Source organism: Nocardioides sp. (assembly GCF_031397825.1).
Classification (GTDB): Bacteria; Actinomycetota; Actinomycetes; order Propionibacteriales; family Nocardioidaceae; genus Nocardioides.
This window is the reverse complement of the sequence record NZ_JANNML010000135.1, coordinates 1-18,131: the sequence shown is the minus strand read 5'-3', so window position 1 is coordinate 18,131 and position 18,131 is coordinate 1. Positions and strand designations below refer to the sequence as shown.

Genomic DNA, 18,131 nt, shown 5'->3' with positions numbered 1-18,131 from the left:
GGCGCGATGTTGCATCGTCTGCAACATCGCGCCGACTCGGCAGGGGGTCAGATCAGCTCGTGCAGCACGATCGACTCGTCACGCTTGGGGCCGACGCCGAGCACCGAGATCCGGGCGCCCGACATGGCCTCCACGGCCCTGACGTAGGCCTGCGCGTTGGCCGGCAGCTCCTCGAAGGTGCGGCAGGCGCTGATGTCCTCCCACCACCCGGGGAGGTACTCGTAGATCGGGACCGCGTGGTGGAAGTCGGTCTGGTTGACCGGCATCTCGTCGTGGCGCACGCCGTCGACGTCGTAGGCAACGCAGACCGGGACCTGCTCGAGGCCGGTCAGCACGTCGAGCTTGGTGAGCACGAAGTCGGTGACGCCGTTGACGCGCGCGGCGTAGCGGGCGATGACCGCGTCGTACCAGCCGCAGCGACGCGGCCGTCCCGTGGTCGTGCCGTACTCGGCCCCGACCTTGCGCAGGTGCTCGCCGAAGTCGTCGTCGAGCTCGGTCGGGAAGGGGCCCTCGCCGACGCGGGTCGTGTAGGCCTTGACGATGCCGATGACCTGGTCGAGGCGCATCGGCGGGATGCCGGAGCCGGTGCAGGCACCCGCGGAGGTCGCCGACGACGAGGTGACGAAGGGGTAGGTGCCGTGGTCGACGTCGAGCAGGGTGGCCTGGCCCGCCTCGAGGAGCACGGTCTCGCCGCGGTCGAGCGCCTGGTTGAGCAGCAGCCCGGTGTCGCTGACCATCGGCCGCAACCGGTCGGCGTAGGACAGCAGCTCCTCGACGATCGCGTCGACGTCGGGCGCGCGGCGGTTGTAGATCTTGGCCAGGATCTGGCCCTTGAGCTCGAGGGCACCCTCGACCTTCTGGCGCAGGATGCCTGCGTCGAAGAGGTCCTGGATCCGGATGCCGATGCGGTTCATCTTGTCGGCGTACGTCGGTCCGATGCCGCGCCCCGTCGTGCCCAGGCGGCGCGAGCCGAGGAAGCGCTCGGTCACCTTGTCGAGGCTGCGGTTGTAGTCGGCGATGACGTGGGCGTTGGCGCTGACCTGGAGGCGGCTGACGTCCACGCCGCGCGCGATCAGGGCGTCGAGCTCCTGGAACAGGACCTCGATGTCGACCACGACGCCGTTGCCGATCACCGGCGTGCAGTTGGGGCTCAGGATGCCGCTCGGCAGCAGGTGCAGGGCGTACTTCTCGTCGCCGATGACCACGGTGTGGCCGGCGTTGTTGCCGCCGTTGAACTTCACGACGTAGTCGACACGGCTACCGAGCAGGTCGGTGGCCTTGCCCTTGCCTTCGTCGCCCCACTGGGCTCCGATGATGGCGATCGCGGGCATCTGCACTCCTTTGACAACACCAAAGCCCCGGCAACAGCGGCCGGGGCTCTTGCGGCCACACGTTAGCAAAGCAGGGGCCCGGTCCCTCAATCCGTCCGCCCGGACCCTCCTCGGGGCGCCGGACGGTCGGCTAGGGTCCGAGCACCATGGATCCCCTCCTCGTCATCACCAACAGCGACGCCGGCACCTCCGACGAGGAGACGCTGGAGCAGGCCCTCGCTCTGCTCCGCGAGCACACCTCGGTGGAGGTCCAGGCGACCTCCAACCCCGGCGAGCTCGACGGCGTCCTGCACCGCGCCGCCTCCCGGCGCATCGTCGTGGCCGGTGGCGACGGGAGCATGCACGCCGTCATCTCCGCCCTCTACCGCCGCAACGAGCTGCGCGGGGCGACCGTGGGCCTGCTGCCGCTGGGCACGGGCAACGACCTGGCCCGCGGGGTCGGCATCCCCCTCGACATGGAGGGGGCCGCCCGGGTGCTGCTCACCGGCACCCCCCGCCCGATGGACCTGATCGTCGACGAGGTCGGCGAGGTCGTGGTCAACAGCGTCCACGTCGGCGCCGGCGCCAACGCCAGCCGTCGCGGGCAACGGTGGAAGGAGCGGCTGCACTCGGTCGGCTTCGGCAAGGTCAACCTCGGCAAGCTCGGCTACCCGATCGGTGCCGCCCTCACCGCGTTCAACCCCCCGCTGGTGCGGCTGCACGTCCAGGTCGACGGCAAGACCGTCACCGACCTCGACTCCCCGGTGCTGATGGTCGCGCTCGGCAACGGCTCCTCGGTGGGCGGCGGCACCGAGCTGACCCCCGATGCCGACCCCGGTGACGGTCGGATCGACGTGATGATCTCCCACGCGACCGGCCCGCTGGCCCGCCTCGTCTACGCCGCGCGCCTCGGCCTGGGCCGCCACGAGGACGCCGACGACGTCACGGCCCTGCACGCTCGTCAGGTCTCCGTGAGCGGCGAGGCGTTCTGGGTCAGCGCCGACGGCGAGATCTACGGCCCCGAGCGCAACCGGACGTGGCACATCGAGCCGGCGGCGTACTCCATGGTGCTGCCGTGAGCCGACGCCTCCGTTCCTAGTAGCGTTGCCGCTCGTGGCACGAGGCAGAGGACAGAGCGACGGCGACCCGACCGACTGGGTGACCCGGGCGGCGGACGACGCCGTCCGGCACGCCGGCGAGGGGGCGTCGCGCATCACCTGCGCCTCCGGCATCAGCCCGTCGGGGCCGATCCACCTGGGCAACCTGCGCGAGTTCCTCACCGTGCACTTCGTGGTCGAGGAGATCCGCCGGCGCGGCATCGAGGTGCGCCACCTGCACAGCTGGGACGACTACGACCGCTTCCGCAAGGTGCCGGCCGGTGTCGACCCGTCGTGGGCCGAGCACATCGGCCGCCCGCTCTCGGCCGTGCCGGACCCGTCGGGTGAGTACTCCTCCTGGGCCGAGCGCTACAAAGCGCCGCTGCGCTCCGCGCTGGCCGAGATGGGCTGCGAGATGGAGGAGGTGTCGCAGACCGAGATGTACGGCGCCGGCACCTACCGCTCGCAGATCCTCACCGCGATCTCGCGGCGCGACGACATCGAGACCGTCATGTCGCGCTACCGCACCAAGGCCGGCGCGTCGTCGGAGGACGAGGACGAGTCCGCCGCGGCCGACCGCGGGTCCCTCGCCCGCTTCCCCTACCGTCCCTACTGCCGCCAGTGCGGCCGCGACACCGTGACGATCACCGCCTACGACGACGACACGACCGACCTGACCTACACCTGCGACTCGTGCGCGTTCACCGGCGTCACCAACGTCGCCACGCAGGACGAGGGCAAGCTGGTGTGGAAGGTCGACTGGCCGATGCGCTGGGCCTTCGAGGGCGTCGACTTCGAGCCCGGGGGCGACGACCACGCGACGCCCGGGTCGTCGTACACGGTGGGCAAGGAGCTCGTCTCGACCGTCTACGGCGGCCGCGCGCCGTCGTTCGTCGCCTACTCCTTCGTCGGTGTCGCCGGCATGGCCAAGATGTCGTCGTCCAAGGGCGGCGTGCCGACCGCGGCCGACGCGCTCCGCATCCTCGAGGCGCCGATGCTGCGCTGGCTCTACGTGCGCCGCGCGCCCAAGCAGGTCTTCAACATCGACTTCGGGCCCGAGGTCGTGCGGCTCTACGACGAGTGGGACGCGCTCGCCAAGAAGGCGGCGGACCCCGCCAAGCGCGACGTCGCGGTGCTGGCCTTCGAGCGCGCCTCGACCACCACCACCGCGGGGCCGCTGCCGACCTCGCCGGTCTCCGTGCCGTTCCGGCTGCTGTCGTCGGTCGCCGACGTCACGGCCGGCTCCGCCGACCTGGTGTCCTCGATCGTGTCGCGCGTCGGCCACGACCACGGCCCCGTCACCGACCTCGAGCCCCGGTTGTCGAAGGCGATGACCTGGACGTCGGAGTTCGTGCCCGCCGAGGACCGCACCACGGTCCGCGACTCGCCTGACGCCGCGCGGTTGCTGACCCTGAGCGAGGACGAGCAGCTCTGGCTCGCCCAGCTCCTGGACCGGCTGCCCGACGAGTTCGAGCTCGACGAGCTGACGACGCTGATCTACGGCGTGCCCAAGCTCGCCCGCGGCATGGGCCTCGACGACCCGCCGACCGACCAGGTCAAGGCCGACCAGAAGGGCTTCTTCAAGCTTCTCTACAACCTGCTCGTCGACGCCGACCGCGGCCCGCGGCTGCCCACGCTCTTCGTCGCCCTCGGGCCCGAGCGCGTCCGGTTGCTGCTCGGGGCTGCGGCGGGCTGAGGGTCGAGAAGTTGTAACACGCAGTTACCTCATCTACGAGACCGTTGCAGCGGTCTGGTAGATGACCAGACAACGTGTTACATGCCGCGGCGCGACCTCACCCCAGGAGCGCGTCGAACGCCGCGGGGCTGGAGTCGCGGAGGAACTCCGAGCAGCGCTCCCACTCGGGCGTCTCGCCGATGGCGCGGGCGGACAGGGCGAGCAGCGCCAGGCAGGTGAGGAAGCCGCGGTTGGGGGCGTGCTCCCACGGGACCGGGCCGTGGCCCTTCCAGCCGTTGCGGCGCAGGTTGTCGAGCGAGCGGTGGTAGCCGACGCGGGCGTAGGCGTAGACGGTCACGTCGTCGGCCCCTCCGTCGCGGGCCTCGGTCGCCAGGGCGGCCCAGGCCGACGGCGACGCCGGGTGCCGTCGTACGACGTCGGCGGGCGCGGAGCCCTCGAGCTCGGCGGTCGCCGGGTCGACGGGGAGGTGGGTGGGAGGGGGTCCGGCCATCAGATCCATGTGACTCATGCTCCGAGTGTCCCAGGTGGGGTGTTCACTGGGACGGTGACCCAGACCCAACCCACTCCTGGAGCAGCGCCGGGCACCGGCCGGGCCGCCACCGAGGAGAAGGACCCGTGGCCCGCGCTCTTCGCGCTCTGCCTCGGCTTCTTCATGATCCTGGTCGACTCGACCATCGTCAGCGTCGCGACGCCGGCGATCATCGAGGACTTCCAGACCGAGGTCAACAGCGTGGTGTGGGTGACCAGCGCCTACCTCCTGGCCTACGCCGTCCCGGTGCTGATCACCGGTCGCCTCGGTGATCGCTTCGGCCCCAAGCGGCTCTACCTCACCGGCCTGACGGTCTTCACGCTCGCGAGCCTGTGGTGCGGCCTGACCGACAGCATCGAGGGCCTGATCGTGGCCCGCGTGGTGCAGGGGCTCGGGGCCGCGATGATCACCCCGCAGACGATGGCGATCATCACCCGCATCTTCCCGGCCGTGCGACGCGGCAAGGCGATGGCGCTCTGGGGCGCGACCGCCGGCGTCGCGACGCTGGTCGGTCCGATCCTCGGCGGCGTCCTGGTCGACAGCCTGGGCTGGGAGTGGATCTTCTTCATCAACGTGCCCGTCGGGCTGGTGGCCTTCGCGCTGGCCTGGCGGCTGGTGCCGACGCTGCCGACCAACAGCCACCGCTTCGACTGGCTGGGCGTCGCGCTGAGCGGCGCCGGGATGTTCCTGCTGGTCTTCGGCATCCAGGAGGGCGACCAGTACGACTGGGGCACGATCACCGGTCAGGTCACCGTGTGGCGGATGATCGTCCTGGGCCTGGTGATCTTCGCCGGGTTCGTCGTGTGGCAGCACGTCAACGCCCGCGAGCCGCTGGTGCCGCTCGGGCTCTTCCGCGACCGCAACTTCTCCCTGGCCAACGTCGCGATCACCACGATGGGCTTCGCGATCACCAGCCTGGCGATCCCGCTGATGCTCTACGCCCAGCTGGTGCGGGGGCTCAGCCCGACCCGGGCCGCGCTGCTGCTGGTGCCGATGGCGCTGATGACGATCGGCCTGGCGCGCTTCGTCGGCGGGCTCACCGACACCGTCCACCCCCGCAACCTCACGGGCGTCGGCTTCACCTCGATCATCGCCTCGCTGCTGTGGCTCTCGGCGGTCATGACACCCGACTCGGCGACCTGGGAGATCCTGCTGCCGATGGCACTGCTCGGCATCGGCAACGCCCTGGTGTGGGCGCCCAACTCCGCGACCGCGACCCGCAACCTGCCGATCCACCAGGCAGGAGCGGGCGCCGGGGTCTACAACGCGACCCGTCAGGTCGGTGCCGTGCTCGGCGCCGCCGGCATCGCGGTGCTCATCGACGCGCGCCTCGCCGCCCAGGGCCTGTCGGGCGGCTTCAGCCCGGAGGCGGGCGGGTCGCAGCTGCCGCTCCAGGCGCAGGCGCCGTTCGCCGAGGCCATGGCGCAGACGATGCTGCTGCCGGCGGCCGTGCTGGTGCTGGGGCTGCTCGCGTCGTTGATGTTCGAGCGGCCCCAGCACTCGGGGTTCACACGCTAGGAGACCGACCTGCCGGCCGAGCGGAGGTTCTCGCAGGCCTCGCCGACGCGGGCGGCCATGCCGGCCTCGGCTGCCTTGCCCCACGCACGGGGGTCGTAGACCTTCTTGTTGCCGACCTCGCCGTCGACCTTCAGCACACCGTCGTAGTTCTTCAGCATGTGGTCCGCGACGGGACGGGTGAACGCGTACTGCGTGTCGGTGTCGACGTTCATCTTCACGACGCCGAAGTCCACGGCCGCACCGATCTCCTCGGCGCTCGAGCCGGAGCCACCGTGGAAGACCAGGTCGAACGGCTTGGAGCCGGCGGCCAGGCCGAGCTTCTCGACGACAGCCTCCTGGGCGTGCTTGAGGATCTCGGGGCGCAGCTTGACGTTGCCGGGCTTGTAGACGCCGTGCACGTTGCCGAAGGTCAGCGCGGCCATGTAGCGGCCGTTCTCCCCGTTGCCGAGCGCCTCGATGGTCGCGAGCGCGTCCTCGGGCGTCGTGTAGAGCTGCTCGTTGATCTCGTTGGCGACACCGTCCTCCTCGCCGCCGACGACGCCGATCTCCACCTCGAGGATGATGTGGGCTGCGGCGCACTTCTCGAGCAGCTCGCGCGCGATCTGCAGGTTCTCCTCCAGCGGTACGGCGGAGCCGTCCCACATGTGCGACTGGAAGAGGGGCAGCTCGCCGCGCGTGACCCGCTCGGCGGAGATGTCGACCAGCGGCCGGACGAAGCCGTCGAGCTTGTCCTTGGGGCAGTGGTCGGTGTGGAGCGCGATCTGCACGGGGTAGCTCTTCGCGACCTCGGCGGCGTAGGCGGCGAAGGCGACCGAACCGGTGACCATGTTCTTCACCGACGGACCCGAGAAGTACTCGGCCCCGCCGGTCGAGACCTGGATGATGCCGTCGGAGCCCGCGTCGGCGAAGCCCTTCAGCGCAGCGTTGAGGGTCTGCGACGACGAGACGTTGATGGCCGGGAAGGCGAACGCGCCGGCCTTGGCGGCGTCGAGCATCTGGGCGTAGGACTCGGGGGTGGCGATGGGCATCTCGGGTGTGCTCCTCGGGCTGACAATGGGCGTCGGACGCCACCCTAGTGGCTCCTGGCGCCTGCCCTGAGGCGAGGATCACGCGTGACCTGGGACGACCTGGTGCGTTACTCCCCCCACAGCCTCGGTCCGCCCACAGGGAGCACGACGATGAACCGCACCAGGTCCCGCACCGCACTCGCCGCAGCAGCCGTGACGCTCGCCCTGGGGGCGACGACGCTGGCCCAGCCCACCCAGGCGACGCCGCCCACGGCCGCTGCCCTCGACCTCTTCGCGCCCCAGCTCGTCACGGTCGACACCCCGACCCGCGGCGACAAGGCCCGCCTGCAGAAGCTCGGCCTCGACCTCACCGAGCACGCCGGCCACGACTACGTCGAGGTCGTGCTGCACACACCGGCCGACCTCGCAGCGCTCACCGGGGCGGGCTTCACCTACGACGTGCGCATCGCGGACCTGGTGAAGCGCGGCGTCGAGATCGCCGAGATCAACGAGGCCTACGCCGCCCGCGTGGGTCGATCGAAGCTGCCGTCGGGCAACACCGACTACCGCACCCTCGACGACTACAACGCCGACATGACGGCGCTGGCGAAGCAGCACCCGACGCTGGTCAAGAAGTTCGCGCTGAAGCGCCCCAGCCTCGACGGCCGCACCGTCTACGGCGTCGAGATCGGCCGCGACGTCCGCCAGCCCCTCAGCGGCCAGCCCACCTTCCTGCTGATGGGTGTCCACCACGCCCGCGAGTGGCCCTCCGGCGAGCTCGCGATGGAGTTCGCCGTCGACCTCGCGACGAGCTACGGCAAGAACAAGCGCATCACCTCGCTGCTGAACCGCGGCCGCGTGATCGTCGTGCCGGTCGTCAACGTCGACGGCTTCACCCTCTCGCGCACCGACGGCGAGTTCGTCGACCTGCGTGCCCTCAACGAGAGCGACCCCCTGGGTGGCACCACCTCGGTCCTGGCGACCCCGGGTCAGACCTACAAGCGCAAGAACTGCCGCGTCGTCGACGGCCAGGACACCCCCGACGGCACCTGCCTCCTGACCCTCAACAGCAACGGCGGCTTCGGCCTGGGCGTCGACCTCAACCGCAACGACGGCGGCTTCTGGGGTGGCCCGGGCGCCGCGGGGACGCTGCCCGACGCCCAGGAGGTCGGGACCGGCCTGGCCGACCCGACCTACCGCGGTGCCGGCCCGTTCTCGGAGCCGGAGACCAAGAACATCCAGGACCTGGTCTCCAGCCGCCAGGTCACGATGCTGATCTCCAACCACACCTTCTCCAACCTCGTGCTGCGCCCCAACGGCGTCAACCCGAGCACCATCGGCTTCGACGGCCTGCCCGTCGGCGACGCCCCCGACGAGGAGTCGCTCAAGCAGCTCGGCGCCAAGATGACGGCCGCCAACGGCTACGCCAACATCCATGGCTGGCAGCTCTACGACACCACCGGCACGACCGAGGACTGGTCCTACAACGCGACCGGCGGCTTCGGCTACACCTTCGAGATCGGCGCCAACGAGTTCCACCCGCCGTTCCCCGAGGTCGTCGACGAGTACGTCGGCGCCGGGAAGCACGCCGGCAAGGGCAACCGCGAGGCCTACCTGGTCGCGCTCGAGCACGCCGTCGACACCCGGTTCAGCGGTGTCATCAAGGGCAAGGCGCCGAGGGGCGCGGTCATCCGCCTCTCCAAGACCTTCCAGACCCCGACCTGGGAGTCCTCCTTCCGCGACCGCATCGACACGCCCGTCCGTGTCGGCAAGGCGGGCGGGTTCTCGATGATCGTCAACCCCTCGACGCGTCCCGTCGTCCAACCGCGCACCTACCAGAAGACGGGGGACAAGCCGACCGCCGTCAAGGTGATCGAGGAGAACACCCCGGCCCCCAACGGCTTCACCGACACGACCTTCACCGTCCCGCAGGGCGTCGACCTGTGGCGCACCGAGCTCGACTGGCCCACGCCGGACGACCTCGACCTCACGGTCTTCCGCAAGGTCGGCGGCGACCTCGTGGAGGTCGGCACCTCCGGCGGCCTCCCGGGCGAGAAGGAGATGGTCGAGCTGCCCGAACCGGCTGCCGGCACCTACGTCCTGCGCGTCATCAACTACGCGTCGGTCGCGCCGTCCTACACGCTGACGGAGTCGTTCTTCGACGCCGAGGTCGTCACGACCAAGGGCAAGCGTGAGAGCTACCGCCTGACCTGCGAGGTCGACGGCAAGGTCCTGCAGAGCATGCGGGTCTTCATCGGCCGCGGCCAGGTCAAGCAGGTCGACCTCGGGGAGTGCCGCCGCCGCGCCTGACCGACCCGGTCCCGGCCCTGGCACGTAGCCTCGGGGCATGCGCCGCCGGAGCACCCTCAGGACCACCACGCGTGAGTCACGACTGCCCATGCCCGCCCCGCAGGCATGGGCAGTCGTCGCGTCGGGCCGTGCCGGCCCGCAGTGGTACGCCGACGCCGCCCCGTTCGTCGTACGCGGCGGGCTCGACCGGCTCGTCGGCGGCGCCGGCCGGGCCTGGCCGCCCCCCGCCACCGACCTGCTCGCGACCGGGGACCGCGCCGGCTTCTGGCGGGTCGAGGAGTCCGACCTCGAGCAGCGGCACCTGGTGCTGGTCGCCGCCGTGCGTGCGCCCGGCACTGTCACCCTGCTCACCGATGTCCTCCCCGACGTGGAGGGATGCCTGGTCCGCCAGACCGTGCGCCTCGATCCCAGCGGGCTGCTGGGGGCCGCCTACCTGCTCGCCGACCTGCCCGCCCGCGAGGCGGTCCTGGAGCTCACGCACCGGCGGCTGCTCCGGGACCTCGCTCGTGACAACCGATCAGGGGCCTGGCCCGTAGACCAGGTATGAACCTCACCGACGAGCTCGAGCGCAGCTTCGGCGACGGCCCCGCGCCGCGGCCGGTCGACGACCACCTGGCCGCCGGACGCAGCGCCCTGCGCCGACGTCGCGGCCTGACCGGCGCGGTCGGCGCTGCGGCGGGAGCCGTCGCGCTGACCGTGGTCCTCTCCGTCACCGGCGGCACGGCGCCGCCGGACTCGGCTCCTGACGTCGCGACCGACCCGACGCCGACGGCCGACACCACCGCCCCGGTGGAGCCCGCCAGCGCCCCGTGGACCGACGAGATGGGACCGGTCCGCTACCGCGACGGCGTGCTCGAGGTCCGCCCCGGCTCGGTCGTCCACGAGCGCATCGACAACCCCTTCGCCTACACGCCTCCTCAGGCCTCCGCGGCCCTCGACATCACCTACGACGGCCGACGGTCGTGGGTCGTGATCGAGCTGCGCCGACGAGGTGGCAAGGACGAGGTCACCTACTCCGCATCCGTGCCCAGCAACGGCTGGGCGAGCTTCGCCGACTACGTCGCCGAGCAGGTCGACCTCACCACCGGTGGCGACAGCGGCTGGCCGGAGACCGTGGTCCTGACCGGCTCGGGTGACGTCGTGGCGAGCCCGGGCAGCGAGATCCTCCAGCGCACCGACGACCCTCGGCTCGGCCCCGCCTTCGCGGCGCCCGGCGAGCCGACCGGCGCCGCGCTCGTCACCGCGGCCGAGGACGGCCAGGGCTACTTCGTCGTCTGGCGGATCGTCGAGGGCACGCTCGAGGTCATCTACGTCCCGCCGATCGACGTGGTGGGGGCGACCTTCGAGGAGCTCCTCTCCTACGCCCGCATGCAGTACGCCGGCGGAGAGGGCCTGCGATGAGCACCTCGTCTCGGGACGCCGAGTTCACCGAGTTCGTGGCTTCCCGTCAGGTCCACCTGCGGCGGATCGCCTACGCCGTGTGCGGTGACTGGAACCGCGCCGACGACCTGCTCCAGACCGCACTGACCAAGCTGTACGTCGCGTGGCCGCGGCTGCACCGCGACGGGCGCGAGGAGGCCTACACGCGCCAGATCATCGTGCGCGCCGACATCGACGACCGCCGCCGGCCGTGGCGCAGCCGGGAGCAGGTCGGCCTCGAGGGGCACGACCGCGCCGTCCGCACCGGCCTGCCGCCCGAGGAGCGCTCGGCGCTCTTCGACGCGCTCCAGGAGCTCCCCGAGATGCAGCGCAGGGTCGTGGTGCTGCGGCACTGGCTCGGGCTCTCGGTCGCCGAGACCGCGGCCGAGCTCCGGATCGCCGAGGGCACGGTCAAGAGCCACTCCAGCCGCGGCGTCGAGCGGCTCCAGCAGGTGCTGGCCCAACACTGAGACGGCCAAGACCGACCGCTTCAGCCGCGCCAGTTGTCGTCGGCGGACAGGTCGGCGTGGGTGCGCACCCAGGCGTGCATCGCGATCGCGGCCGCGGCCGAGGCGTTGATCGACCGGGTCGAGCCGAACTGCGCGATCGAGAAGGTGCCGTCGCAGGCCTCACGGGCGGTCTCGGAGAGACCGGGCCCCTCCTGGCCGAAGAGGAAGCAGACCCGCCGCGGCACCTCCATCGTCTCGAGGTGCTCGCTGCCGGGCAGGTTGTCGATGCCCAGGAGCCGTACGTCGTGCTCCCGCAGGTAGGCGGCCAGGTCCGCGGCGGTCGCGTGGTGACGGACGTGCTGGTAGCGGTCGGTCACCATGGCGCCGCGCTTGTTCCACCGGCGGTTGCCGACGATGTGGACCTCCGCGGCGAGGAAGGCGTTGGCCGAGCGGACGATCGTGCCGATGTTGAAGTCGTGCTGCCAGTTCTCGATCGCCACGTGGAAGTCGTGGCGGCGCAGGTCGAGGTCCGCGACGATGGCCGCCATGCTCCAGTAGCGGTAGCGGTCGACCACGTTGCGCCGGTCGCCCTCGACCAGCAGCTGCTCGTCGTACTGCTCTCCCTCGGGCCACGGCCCCACCCACGGCCCCACACCGACCTCGGCCGGTCCGTGCGGCATCGGGTCGTAGGGCGCGCGCCGGTCGTCGTCGTTCATCGACTGTTCACGCCGCCCGCCGGACCAGGGGAATCTCAGGGGTGGGAGCGGGCACGGCGGCGACCCTACGGCAGGTACCGTTCTCACGTGAGCCTCCTGGCCGTGCTGCCCGACCTCCATCCCCTGCTGCTCGGCATCAAGTGGATGGAGCCCGAGTGGTTGCTCGAGAACTTCGGCGGCAGCCTCATCTGGATCAGCCTGGCGATCATCTTCGTCGAGTGCGGACTGTTCTTCCCGTTCCTCCCCGGTGACACCCTGCTCTTCGCGCTCGGGCTCTTCATCGCCGGTCAGCAGATCGAGATCTTCGGCATCGGCACCCCGATCGTCGAGCTGGTGATCGCGCTGGTGCTGATGACGATCGCGGCGTTCGTCGGCAACGTCGTGGGCTACGAGATCGGGCGCAGGATCGGTCCGCCGCTCTACCACCGCGACGGCCGCATCCTGAAGAAGAAGTACTTCGACAACACCTCGGCGTTCTTCGACAAGCACGGCAACAAGGCCCTGGTCATCGGACGCTTCGTCCCGTTCGTGCGCACCTACATCACCGTCGTGGCCGGCGTGACCCAGATGGACCGTCGTCGCTTCTTCCAGTGGAGCGCCGTCGGTGCCGTCCTGTGGGTCTTCAGCATCACGATGCTGGGCTACTTCCTGGGGAGGACCTTCCCCGCGATCGGCGACAACATCGACTACGCGATGATCGCGATCCTCGTCTTCACCGTGGCGCCGCTGGCCTACGAGGGCATCAAGCACCGCCGCGAGCTCAACCACGCCGACGTCGACGAGAGCGGCGCCGAGAAGGCCTAGCGCCCGACCTGATCTCGGGCGGCGTCCAGGTCGGCCTTGGTGAGCACGGCCCGGACCTCCAGCCCGACGTCGGCCAGCGGGTTCTCCCCCGCCGGGCTGCGGTCGATCGCGCACACGACGACCTCGACGACCGCCCCGGCCTCGCGCAAGGCCCTGGTGGCGTCGCGCACCGCACCACCGGTGGTGATCACGTCCTCGATGATCGTGACGTAGCGACCGGCCACGTCGGGTCCCTCGGCCAGCTTGCAGGTGCCGTACTCCTTGGCCTTCTTGCGCACGAACAGCCCCGGCGTGCCGGTCAGGCTGCTGACCATCGTCGCGATCGGGATGCCCCCGAGCTCGAGCCCGCCGAGCAGCTCGGTGCGCTCGGGCAGCAGCGGCACCATCTGCGCGGCCACCCGGGCGAGCAGGGCCGGCTGCGCCTCGAAGAGGTACTTGTCGAAGTACTCCGACGACACCTGGCCCGAGCGCAGGGTGAACTCCCCCGAGAGGCGCGAGCAGTCGTCGATGTCGGCGGCGAGCGTGAGGTCCGGGGCGGCGTCGTTGGTCACGGGACGAGGCTAGCGGCTGGCGATGTCGGCCCCCCGTAGGGTGAAACGCATGGCGCTCGCACACCGGCTCGACGGCATCCCGCCCACGATCTTCTCGACCATGTCGGCGCTGGCGATCCGCACCGGCTCCCTCAACCTGGGCCAGGGCTTCCCCGACGTGGACGGTCCGGCGTCGACGATCGCCCGCGCGGTGCAGGCGCTGCGGTCGGGGGCCAACCAGTACGCCCCCGGGATCGGCGTGCCCGCGCTGCGCGAGGCGATCGCCCGGCACCAGCAGCGCCACTACGGCCTCTCGCTCGACCCGGACACCGAGGTCGTCGTGACGACCGGCTGCACCGAGGCGGTGGCGGCCGCGCTGCTGGGCCTGGTCGACCCCGGCGACGAGATCATCGTGCTCGAGCCCTACTACGACTCCTACGTCGCGATGATCCAGATGGCCGGTGGCGTGCGGCGCCCGGTCACCCTGCGCGCCCCCGACTTCCGGCTCGACGTGGCTGCGTTGCGCGCCGCTGTCACGCCGGCGACCCGCTTCGTGCTGCTCAACAGCCCGCACAACCCGACCGGTGCCGTGCTGACCCGTGAGGAGCTGGCGGCCGTCGCCACCCTGGTGATCGAGCACGACCTGGTCGTGATCACCGACGAGGTCTACGAGCACCTGGTCTTCGACGACCACGAGCACGTGCCGATCGCGACCCTGCCCGGGATGCGCGAGCGCACGCTGACCCTCTCGAGCGTCGGCAAGTCCTGGTCGTTCACCGGGTGGAAGGTCGGTTGGGCGACCGGCCCGGCCGAGCTCGTGGGCGCGGTCCTGGCCGCCAAGCAGTGGCTGACCTTCACCTCCGGCTCACCGCTCCAGCCAGCCGTCGCCCAGGCCCTCGACGAGGAGCCCGACTTCCCCGGCCGGCTCGCGGCCGACCTGCAGGACCGGCGCGACCTGCTCTGCTCGGGACTCGCAGAGGCCGGCCTGCCGGTCCGCCCGCCCGAGGGCACCTACTTCGCCACCACCGACATCAGCCACCTCGGCTGGCCCGACGGGCTGTCCTTCTGCCAGGCGCTGCCCGAGCGCGCCGGCGTGGTCGCGATCCCGGCCCAGGTGTTCTACGACGACCAGGACGCCGGTCGTCAGCTGGTGCGCTGGGCGTTCTGCAAGGAGCGCGACACCATCGCCGCCGGCGTACGACGGCTGGCTGAGGCTGAGCTGCGGGCGTAGGGGCGATCAGCCTTTCGGCCGCTTCATCAAGGGATGCAGGCGACACGCCACTTCCCACGGTGTGCACCCCGTGGGAAGTGGCGTGTCGCCGTGGGAAGTGACCCCGTCCATCGGTCAGCCAGCCGCTCGACCGTGGGGAGTGGCGGTTCATCGACATACCTTGATGGAGCGGCTGCCGAGGCGCGCGCCATCCCGGCACGCCCGAGGCAATCAGCCCCAGGGCTGCGACGTGCCGGTCGGCAGCTGGTCGGGCTGACGCTTGGCGAACCACTGGTTGGCGCCGCCGGTGAAGAGCAGCACGATCACCGCGATGGCCGCGATCAGCGTGAGGGCCGAGATGCCCGAGGTGATGCCGAGCAGGCTGAACAGCGCGGTGACGGCCGAGGACACGACGAGCATGATGCGCGCCCAGTTGCGACGCCGGAGCGTGAGGACACCGAGCACGATCGCGCTGACGCACCAGAAGACGAAGACCAGCATGACCACGAGGACCACGGCTGTCAGGTCACCGGCGGAGATGTCGCCCATGCCCTGCTGGTTGGCGAGCTCGTCGTTGATCGCGTCCTCGACCTCGTCGCGCGCGACGAAGATACCGACGGTCACGACGAGGAACATCAGCAGCGAGATCGTCGACATCACGATCGCCACGATCGCCGCGGCGGTGACGGTGCCGGGGCGCTTGTCGGGATCCCCGGTCGGCGCCCCGTAGGCGGGCTGCTGGCCGTAGGGCTGCTGCTGCCCGTAAGGGTTCGGCTGACCGTAGGGAGCCGGAACGGCCGGGGGCTGCGCCTGCTGGCCGTACGACGGCTCGCCGGCCGGTTGCCCGTAGGGATTGGGGCTCGCAGGCGGGGTGCCGTAGGGGTTGTCGGCCGAGGGGAAGTTCGGGTCACTCATGCGAAAACTCAACCACACGAGCCCAGCGGCTGCACCCTCAGGCGAACCAGGCACGCACCTCGGGCCTCATCAGCAGCGCGAAGGTGGCCGTGCACGCCACGAACGGCAGCGCCAGCACGATGCTGAACAGCGACCCGACGAGGCAGACCACACCGGCCACACCGGCACAGATCATCAACGCCGTGCGACCCCACGCCACCCGCCGGAAGGTCAGCACCGCGAAGGTCACGGCGGCCGCGCCCCACAGCAGCACGATCGAGGCACTGACATAGGTGCCGGTGATGATCGAGGAGCGGGAGAGCCCCTCGGCGGCCAGGTCGGGGCTCTGCCGGTCGATCTCGTCGAAGACCAGGTCGGGCACGGCGAGCAGGGTCAGCACGCTGAGCGCCATGAAGATCATCCCGAGGCCGCAGACCCCCCACGTGACCAGGCAGGCCCAGAGCACGGCCCCCGGACGGGCGACGGGACGCGCCGTGTCGGACGCCTGGTGGCGCGGCGGCAGCGTCGCCGTCGCCAGGCCCGCGGGGGACGAGGTGGTCGAGGGGGCCGAGCCGAAGCCCTGGACGGCACGCGGCCCGCTCGGGGGCGCGGGCGGCTCGACGGGCTGCCCCGCCCGGCCGGCGCCCGGACCGACGGTGCGCTCGGCGTCGGCGGGGCGGCGCACGATGCCGTCGAACCAGTCCTTGCTCGGCTGGAACCACAGCATCACCGACGAGGCCACGACGAGCGAGGCGAGGAAGCCACCGACGGCCATGCCGCTGACGAACAGCGGCACGGCCAGCACGGCGAGCCCCAGGCGGGCCGACCGCGTGCGCTTGAGGACGTGGAAGCCGAGGATCGCGGTCGCTGTCGCGGTGGCGCCCGCGACCATGCAGAGCACCCGCAGGATCGACTCGACCGACGCGGCCGAGAGACCCAGTCCGTCGCCCGGTGGCTCGGCGAGGAAGGTGTCGATCGCCTGCTGGGTCTCGAGCGTGCCGAGCCCCGCGATCCGCTCGAAGACCGACGCCACGATCAGCGCCGACCCACCCATGATCAGGGCGGCGGCGAAGGTGACCTGGCGTGGTCGCTCGAGGGGCTTGTCGCTCATGGGGCCCAGTCTCCCAAAGCGCTGGTCACGCGGTCGACGGGGCCACGGCCAGGCTCAGCCCCGACACCTCCCCCTCGGCCACGTCGACGCGGACGGTGCCGCCGTCGGCGACCTCGCCGCCGATGAGCAGCCGGGCCAGCGGGTCGCCGATCGCGCTCTGGATCAGCCGGCGCAGCGGGCGGGCGCCGTAGGCCGGGTCGTAGCCGGTCTCCGCCAGCCACGCACGGGCGGCGTCGCTGACCTCGATGCTGATCCGGCGCACGGCGAGGCGGTGCTCGAGCAGCACCAGCTGGAGGTCGACGATGTGGGTCAGCGCCTCGGGCGAGAGCGCCTCGAACTGCACGATCTCGTCGAGCCGGTTGAGGAACTCGGGCTTGAAGCTCGCCCGCACGGTCGCGAGCACCGCCTCGCGCTTCTTGTCCGCGTCGAGGGTCGGGTCGACGAGGTAGGCCGAGCCCAGGTTGCTGGTCAGGATCAGCAGCGTGTTGCGGAAGTCGACCGTGCGGCCCTGGCCGTCGGTGAGCCGGCCGTCGTCGAGCACCTGCAGCAGCACGTCGAAGACCTCGGGGTGCGCCTTCTCCACCTCGTCGAGCAGGACGACGGCGTAGGGGCGCCGACGGACGGCCTCGGTGAGCTGGCCGCCCTCGTCGTAGCCGACGTAACCCGGAGGGGCACCGACGAGCCGCGCGACGGAGTGCTTCTCGCTGTACTCGCTCATGTCGATGCGCACGATCGCGCGCTCGTCGTCGAAGAGGAAGTCGGCCAGCGACTTGGCCAGCTCGGTCTTGCCGGTGCCGGTCGGGCCGAGGAAGAGGAAGGAGCCGGTGGGGCGGTGGGGGTCGGCGATGCCGGCCCGGGAGCGGCGTACGGCGTCGCTCACGGCGCGCACCGCGTCCTCCTGGCCGATCAACCGCTCTCCGATGACCTCCTCCATCCGCAGCAGCTTGGCGGTCTCGCCCTCGAGCATCCGTCCGGTCGGGATGCCGGTCCACGCCTCGACGACGTCGGCGATCTGCTCGGCGCCCACCTGCTCGCCGACCAGCGGCTCGACGGTCGAGGTCTGGTCGGCCTCGACCTGGTTGAGCCTGCGCTCGAGCTCGGGGATCTGGCCGTAGAGGATCTCGCTGGCCTCGTCGAGCCGGCCCTCGCGCATCAGCTTGTCGGCGTGGACACGCACGGTGTCGAGGCGACGGCGCAGCTCGCCCTCGCCCTCGAGGGACGACTTCTCCTGCTCCCAGCGAGCCTCGAGGCCGCGCAGCTCCTCCTCGCGGTCGGCGAGGTCGGCGCGCAGCCGCTCGAGCCGGTCGACGGAGGCGGCGTCGGACTCCTTGGCCAGCGCGAACTCCTCCATCTTGAGCCGCTCCACGCGGCGTCGCAGCTGGTCGATCTCCTCCGGGGAGGACTCGATCTCCATGCGCAGCCGGGACGCGGCCTCGTCGACGAGGTCGATGGCCTTGTCGGGAAGCTGGCGCCCGGTGATGTAGCGGTCGGACAGCGTGGCGGCGGCGACCAGGGCGGCGTCGGTGATGCG

Annotated in this window: 17 protein-coding genes; 9 read left to right on the top strand and 8 right to left on the bottom strand. The window is 71.1% G+C overall.

Annotated features, from left to right (window positions below):
- Positions 1-47: 47 nt before the first annotated feature.
- Positions 48-1,331: an adenylosuccinate synthase gene (locus RMN98_RS12040; RefSeq protein ID WP_309649059.1), complete on the bottom strand. Its 1,284-nt coding sequence runs from the start codon at positions 1,329-1,331 to the stop codon at positions 48-50.
- Positions 1,332-1,477: 146 nt separating this feature from the next.
- Between RMN98_RS12040 and RMN98_RS12035 the strand changes: the two genes are divergently transcribed.
- Both RMN98_RS12035 and lysS read left to right on the top strand, forming a co-directional pair.
- Positions 1,478-2,389 carry a YegS/Rv2252/BmrU family lipid kinase gene (locus RMN98_RS12035; RefSeq protein ID WP_309649058.1) on the top strand — a complete coding sequence of 304 codons (912 nt, stop codon included), beginning with the start codon at positions 1,478-1,480 and terminating at the stop codon, positions 2,387-2,389.
- Between the two features lie 34 nt (positions 2,390-2,423).
- Positions 2,424-4,103: a lysine--tRNA ligase gene (lysS, locus tag RMN98_RS12030; RefSeq protein ID WP_309649057.1), complete on the top strand. Its 1,680-nt coding sequence runs from the start codon at positions 2,424-2,426 to the stop codon at positions 4,101-4,103.
- Between the two features lie 97 nt (positions 4,104-4,200).
- Here lysS and RMN98_RS12025 read toward each other — a convergent pair whose 3' ends face one another.
- On the bottom strand, positions 4,201-4,611 hold the full coding sequence (locus tag RMN98_RS12025; protein WP_309649056.1) for a DUF3151 domain-containing protein: 411 nt from the start codon (positions 4,609-4,611) through the stop codon (positions 4,201-4,203).
- A gap of 36 nt (positions 4,612-4,647) precedes the next feature.
- Between RMN98_RS12025 and RMN98_RS12020 the strand changes: the two genes are divergently transcribed.
- The gene (locus RMN98_RS12020) at positions 4,648-6,150 is read left to right on the top strand and encodes a DHA2 family efflux MFS transporter permease subunit (RefSeq protein ID WP_309649055.1); all 1,503 of its coding nucleotides are present in this window, start codon (positions 4,648-4,650) and stop codon (positions 6,148-6,150) included.
- On the opposite strand, the gene fbaA is transcribed toward RMN98_RS12020, so the two are convergent.
- Positions 6,147-7,178: a class II fructose-bisphosphate aldolase gene (fbaA, locus tag RMN98_RS12015; protein ID WP_309649054.1), complete on the bottom strand. Its 1,032-nt coding sequence runs from the start codon at positions 7,176-7,178 to the stop codon at positions 6,147-6,149. The two genes, RMN98_RS12020 and fbaA, sit on opposite strands and share 4 nt — an antisense overlap.
- An 84-nt stretch (positions 7,179-7,262) precedes the next feature.
- Between fbaA and RMN98_RS12010 the strand changes: the two genes are divergently transcribed.
- From RMN98_RS12010 to RMN98_RS11995, 4 genes are read left to right on the top strand one after another with little or no spacing between them, the layout of a single operon-like run.
- Complete coding sequence (locus tag RMN98_RS12010) at positions 7,263-9,467, top strand: M14 family zinc carboxypeptidase (protein ID WP_309649053.1); 2,205 nt, start codon at positions 7,263-7,265, stop codon at positions 9,465-9,467.
- A gap of 37 nt (positions 9,468-9,504) precedes the next feature.
- Positions 9,505-10,014: a DUF2867 domain-containing protein gene (locus RMN98_RS12005; RefSeq protein ID WP_309649052.1), complete on the top strand. Its 510-nt coding sequence runs from the start codon at positions 9,505-9,507 to the stop codon at positions 10,012-10,014.
- Entirely contained in the window at positions 10,011-10,868 is an 858-nt protein-coding gene (locus tag RMN98_RS12000; RefSeq protein ID WP_309649051.1) for a hypothetical protein, read from the top strand. Before RMN98_RS12005 ends, RMN98_RS12000 begins: the two co-directional genes overlap by 4 nt.
- Positions 10,865-11,356 carry a SigE family RNA polymerase sigma factor gene (locus RMN98_RS11995; RefSeq protein ID WP_309649050.1) on the top strand — a complete coding sequence of 164 codons (492 nt, stop codon included), beginning with the start codon at positions 10,865-10,867 and terminating at the stop codon, positions 11,354-11,356. Before RMN98_RS12000 ends, RMN98_RS11995 begins: the two co-directional genes overlap by 4 nt.
- 20 nt (positions 11,357-11,376) lie before the next feature.
- On the opposite strand, the gene RMN98_RS11990 is transcribed toward RMN98_RS11995, so the two are convergent.
- Positions 11,377-12,051, bottom strand: a complete 675-nt coding sequence (locus tag RMN98_RS11990) for a TrmH family RNA methyltransferase (RefSeq protein WP_309649049.1) — start codon at positions 12,049-12,051, stop codon at positions 11,377-11,379.
- A gap of 87 nt (positions 12,052-12,138) precedes the next feature.
- On the opposite strand from RMN98_RS11990, the gene RMN98_RS11985 reads away from it, so the two are divergent.
- The gene (locus RMN98_RS11985; RefSeq protein WP_309649048.1) at positions 12,139-12,855 is read left to right on the top strand and encodes a VTT domain-containing protein; all 717 of its coding nucleotides are present in this window, start codon (positions 12,139-12,141) and stop codon (positions 12,853-12,855) included.
- Here the strand turns inward: RMN98_RS11985 and pyrE are convergent.
- Positions 12,852-13,406, bottom strand: a complete 555-nt coding sequence (gene pyrE / locus RMN98_RS11980) for an orotate phosphoribosyltransferase (RefSeq protein ID WP_309649047.1) — start codon at positions 13,404-13,406, stop codon at positions 12,852-12,854. The genes RMN98_RS11985 and pyrE overlap by 4 nt on opposite strands.
- A 49-nt stretch (positions 13,407-13,455) precedes the next feature.
- On the opposite strand from pyrE, the gene RMN98_RS11975 reads away from it, so the two are divergent.
- Entirely contained in the window at positions 13,456-14,616 is a 1,161-nt protein-coding gene (locus RMN98_RS11975) for a pyridoxal phosphate-dependent aminotransferase (protein WP_309649046.1), read from the top strand.
- 210 nt (positions 14,617-14,826) lie between these two features.
- Here the strand turns inward: RMN98_RS11975 and RMN98_RS11970 are convergent, their stop codons facing one another.
- From RMN98_RS11970 to RMN98_RS11960, 3 genes are all read right to left on the bottom strand, one after another.
- The gene (locus tag RMN98_RS11970; protein ID WP_309649045.1) at positions 14,827-15,510 is read right to left on the bottom strand and encodes a hypothetical protein; all 684 of its coding nucleotides are present in this window, start codon (positions 15,508-15,510) and stop codon (positions 14,827-14,829) included.
- Between the two features lie 37 nt (positions 15,511-15,547).
- Entirely contained in the window at positions 15,548-16,600 is a 1,053-nt protein-coding gene (locus tag RMN98_RS11965) for a hypothetical protein (RefSeq protein ID WP_309649044.1), read from the bottom strand.
- A gap of 25 nt (positions 16,601-16,625) precedes the next feature.
- Positions 16,626-18,131, bottom strand: a 1,506-nt coding sequence (locus tag RMN98_RS11960) for an AAA family ATPase (RefSeq protein WP_309649043.1), incomplete at its 5' end; no start/stop codon positions are given.

Coding starts and splice junctions, on each gene's coding strand:
- RMN98_RS12040 (WP_309649059.1), bottom strand. CDS start 1,331: ATGCCCGCGATCGCCATCATCGGAGCCCAGTGGGGCGACGAAGGCAAG.
- RMN98_RS12035 (WP_309649058.1), top strand. CDS start 1,478: ATGGATCCCCTCCTCGTCATCACCAACAGCGACGCCGGCACCTCCGAC.
- RMN98_RS12025 (WP_309649056.1), bottom strand. CDS start 4,611: ATGAGTCACATGGATCTGATGGCCGGACCCCCTCCCACCCACCTCCCC.
- fbaA (WP_309649054.1), bottom strand. CDS start 7,178: ATGCCCATCGCCACCCCCGAGTCCTACGCCCAGATGCTCGACGCCGCC.
- RMN98_RS12005 (WP_309649052.1), top strand. CDS start 9,505: ATGCGCCGCCGGAGCACCCTCAGGACCACCACGCGTGAGTCACGACTG.
- RMN98_RS12000 (WP_309649051.1), top strand. CDS start 10,011: ATGAACCTCACCGACGAGCTCGAGCGCAGCTTCGGCGACGGCCCCGCG.
- RMN98_RS11995 (WP_309649050.1), top strand. CDS start 10,865: ATGAGCACCTCGTCTCGGGACGCCGAGTTCACCGAGTTCGTGGCTTCC.
- RMN98_RS11990 (WP_309649049.1), bottom strand. CDS start 12,051: ATGAACGACGACGACCGGCGCGCGCCCTACGACCCGATGCCGCACGGA.
- RMN98_RS11975 (WP_309649046.1), top strand. CDS start 13,456: ATGGCGCTCGCACACCGGCTCGACGGCATCCCGCCCACGATCTTCTCG.
- RMN98_RS11970 (WP_309649045.1), bottom strand. CDS start 15,510: ATGAGTGACCCGAACTTCCCCTCGGCCGACAACCCCTACGGCACCCCG.
- RMN98_RS11965 (WP_309649044.1), bottom strand. CDS start 16,600: ATGAGCGACAAGCCCCTCGAGCGACCACGCCAGGTCACCTTCGCCGCC.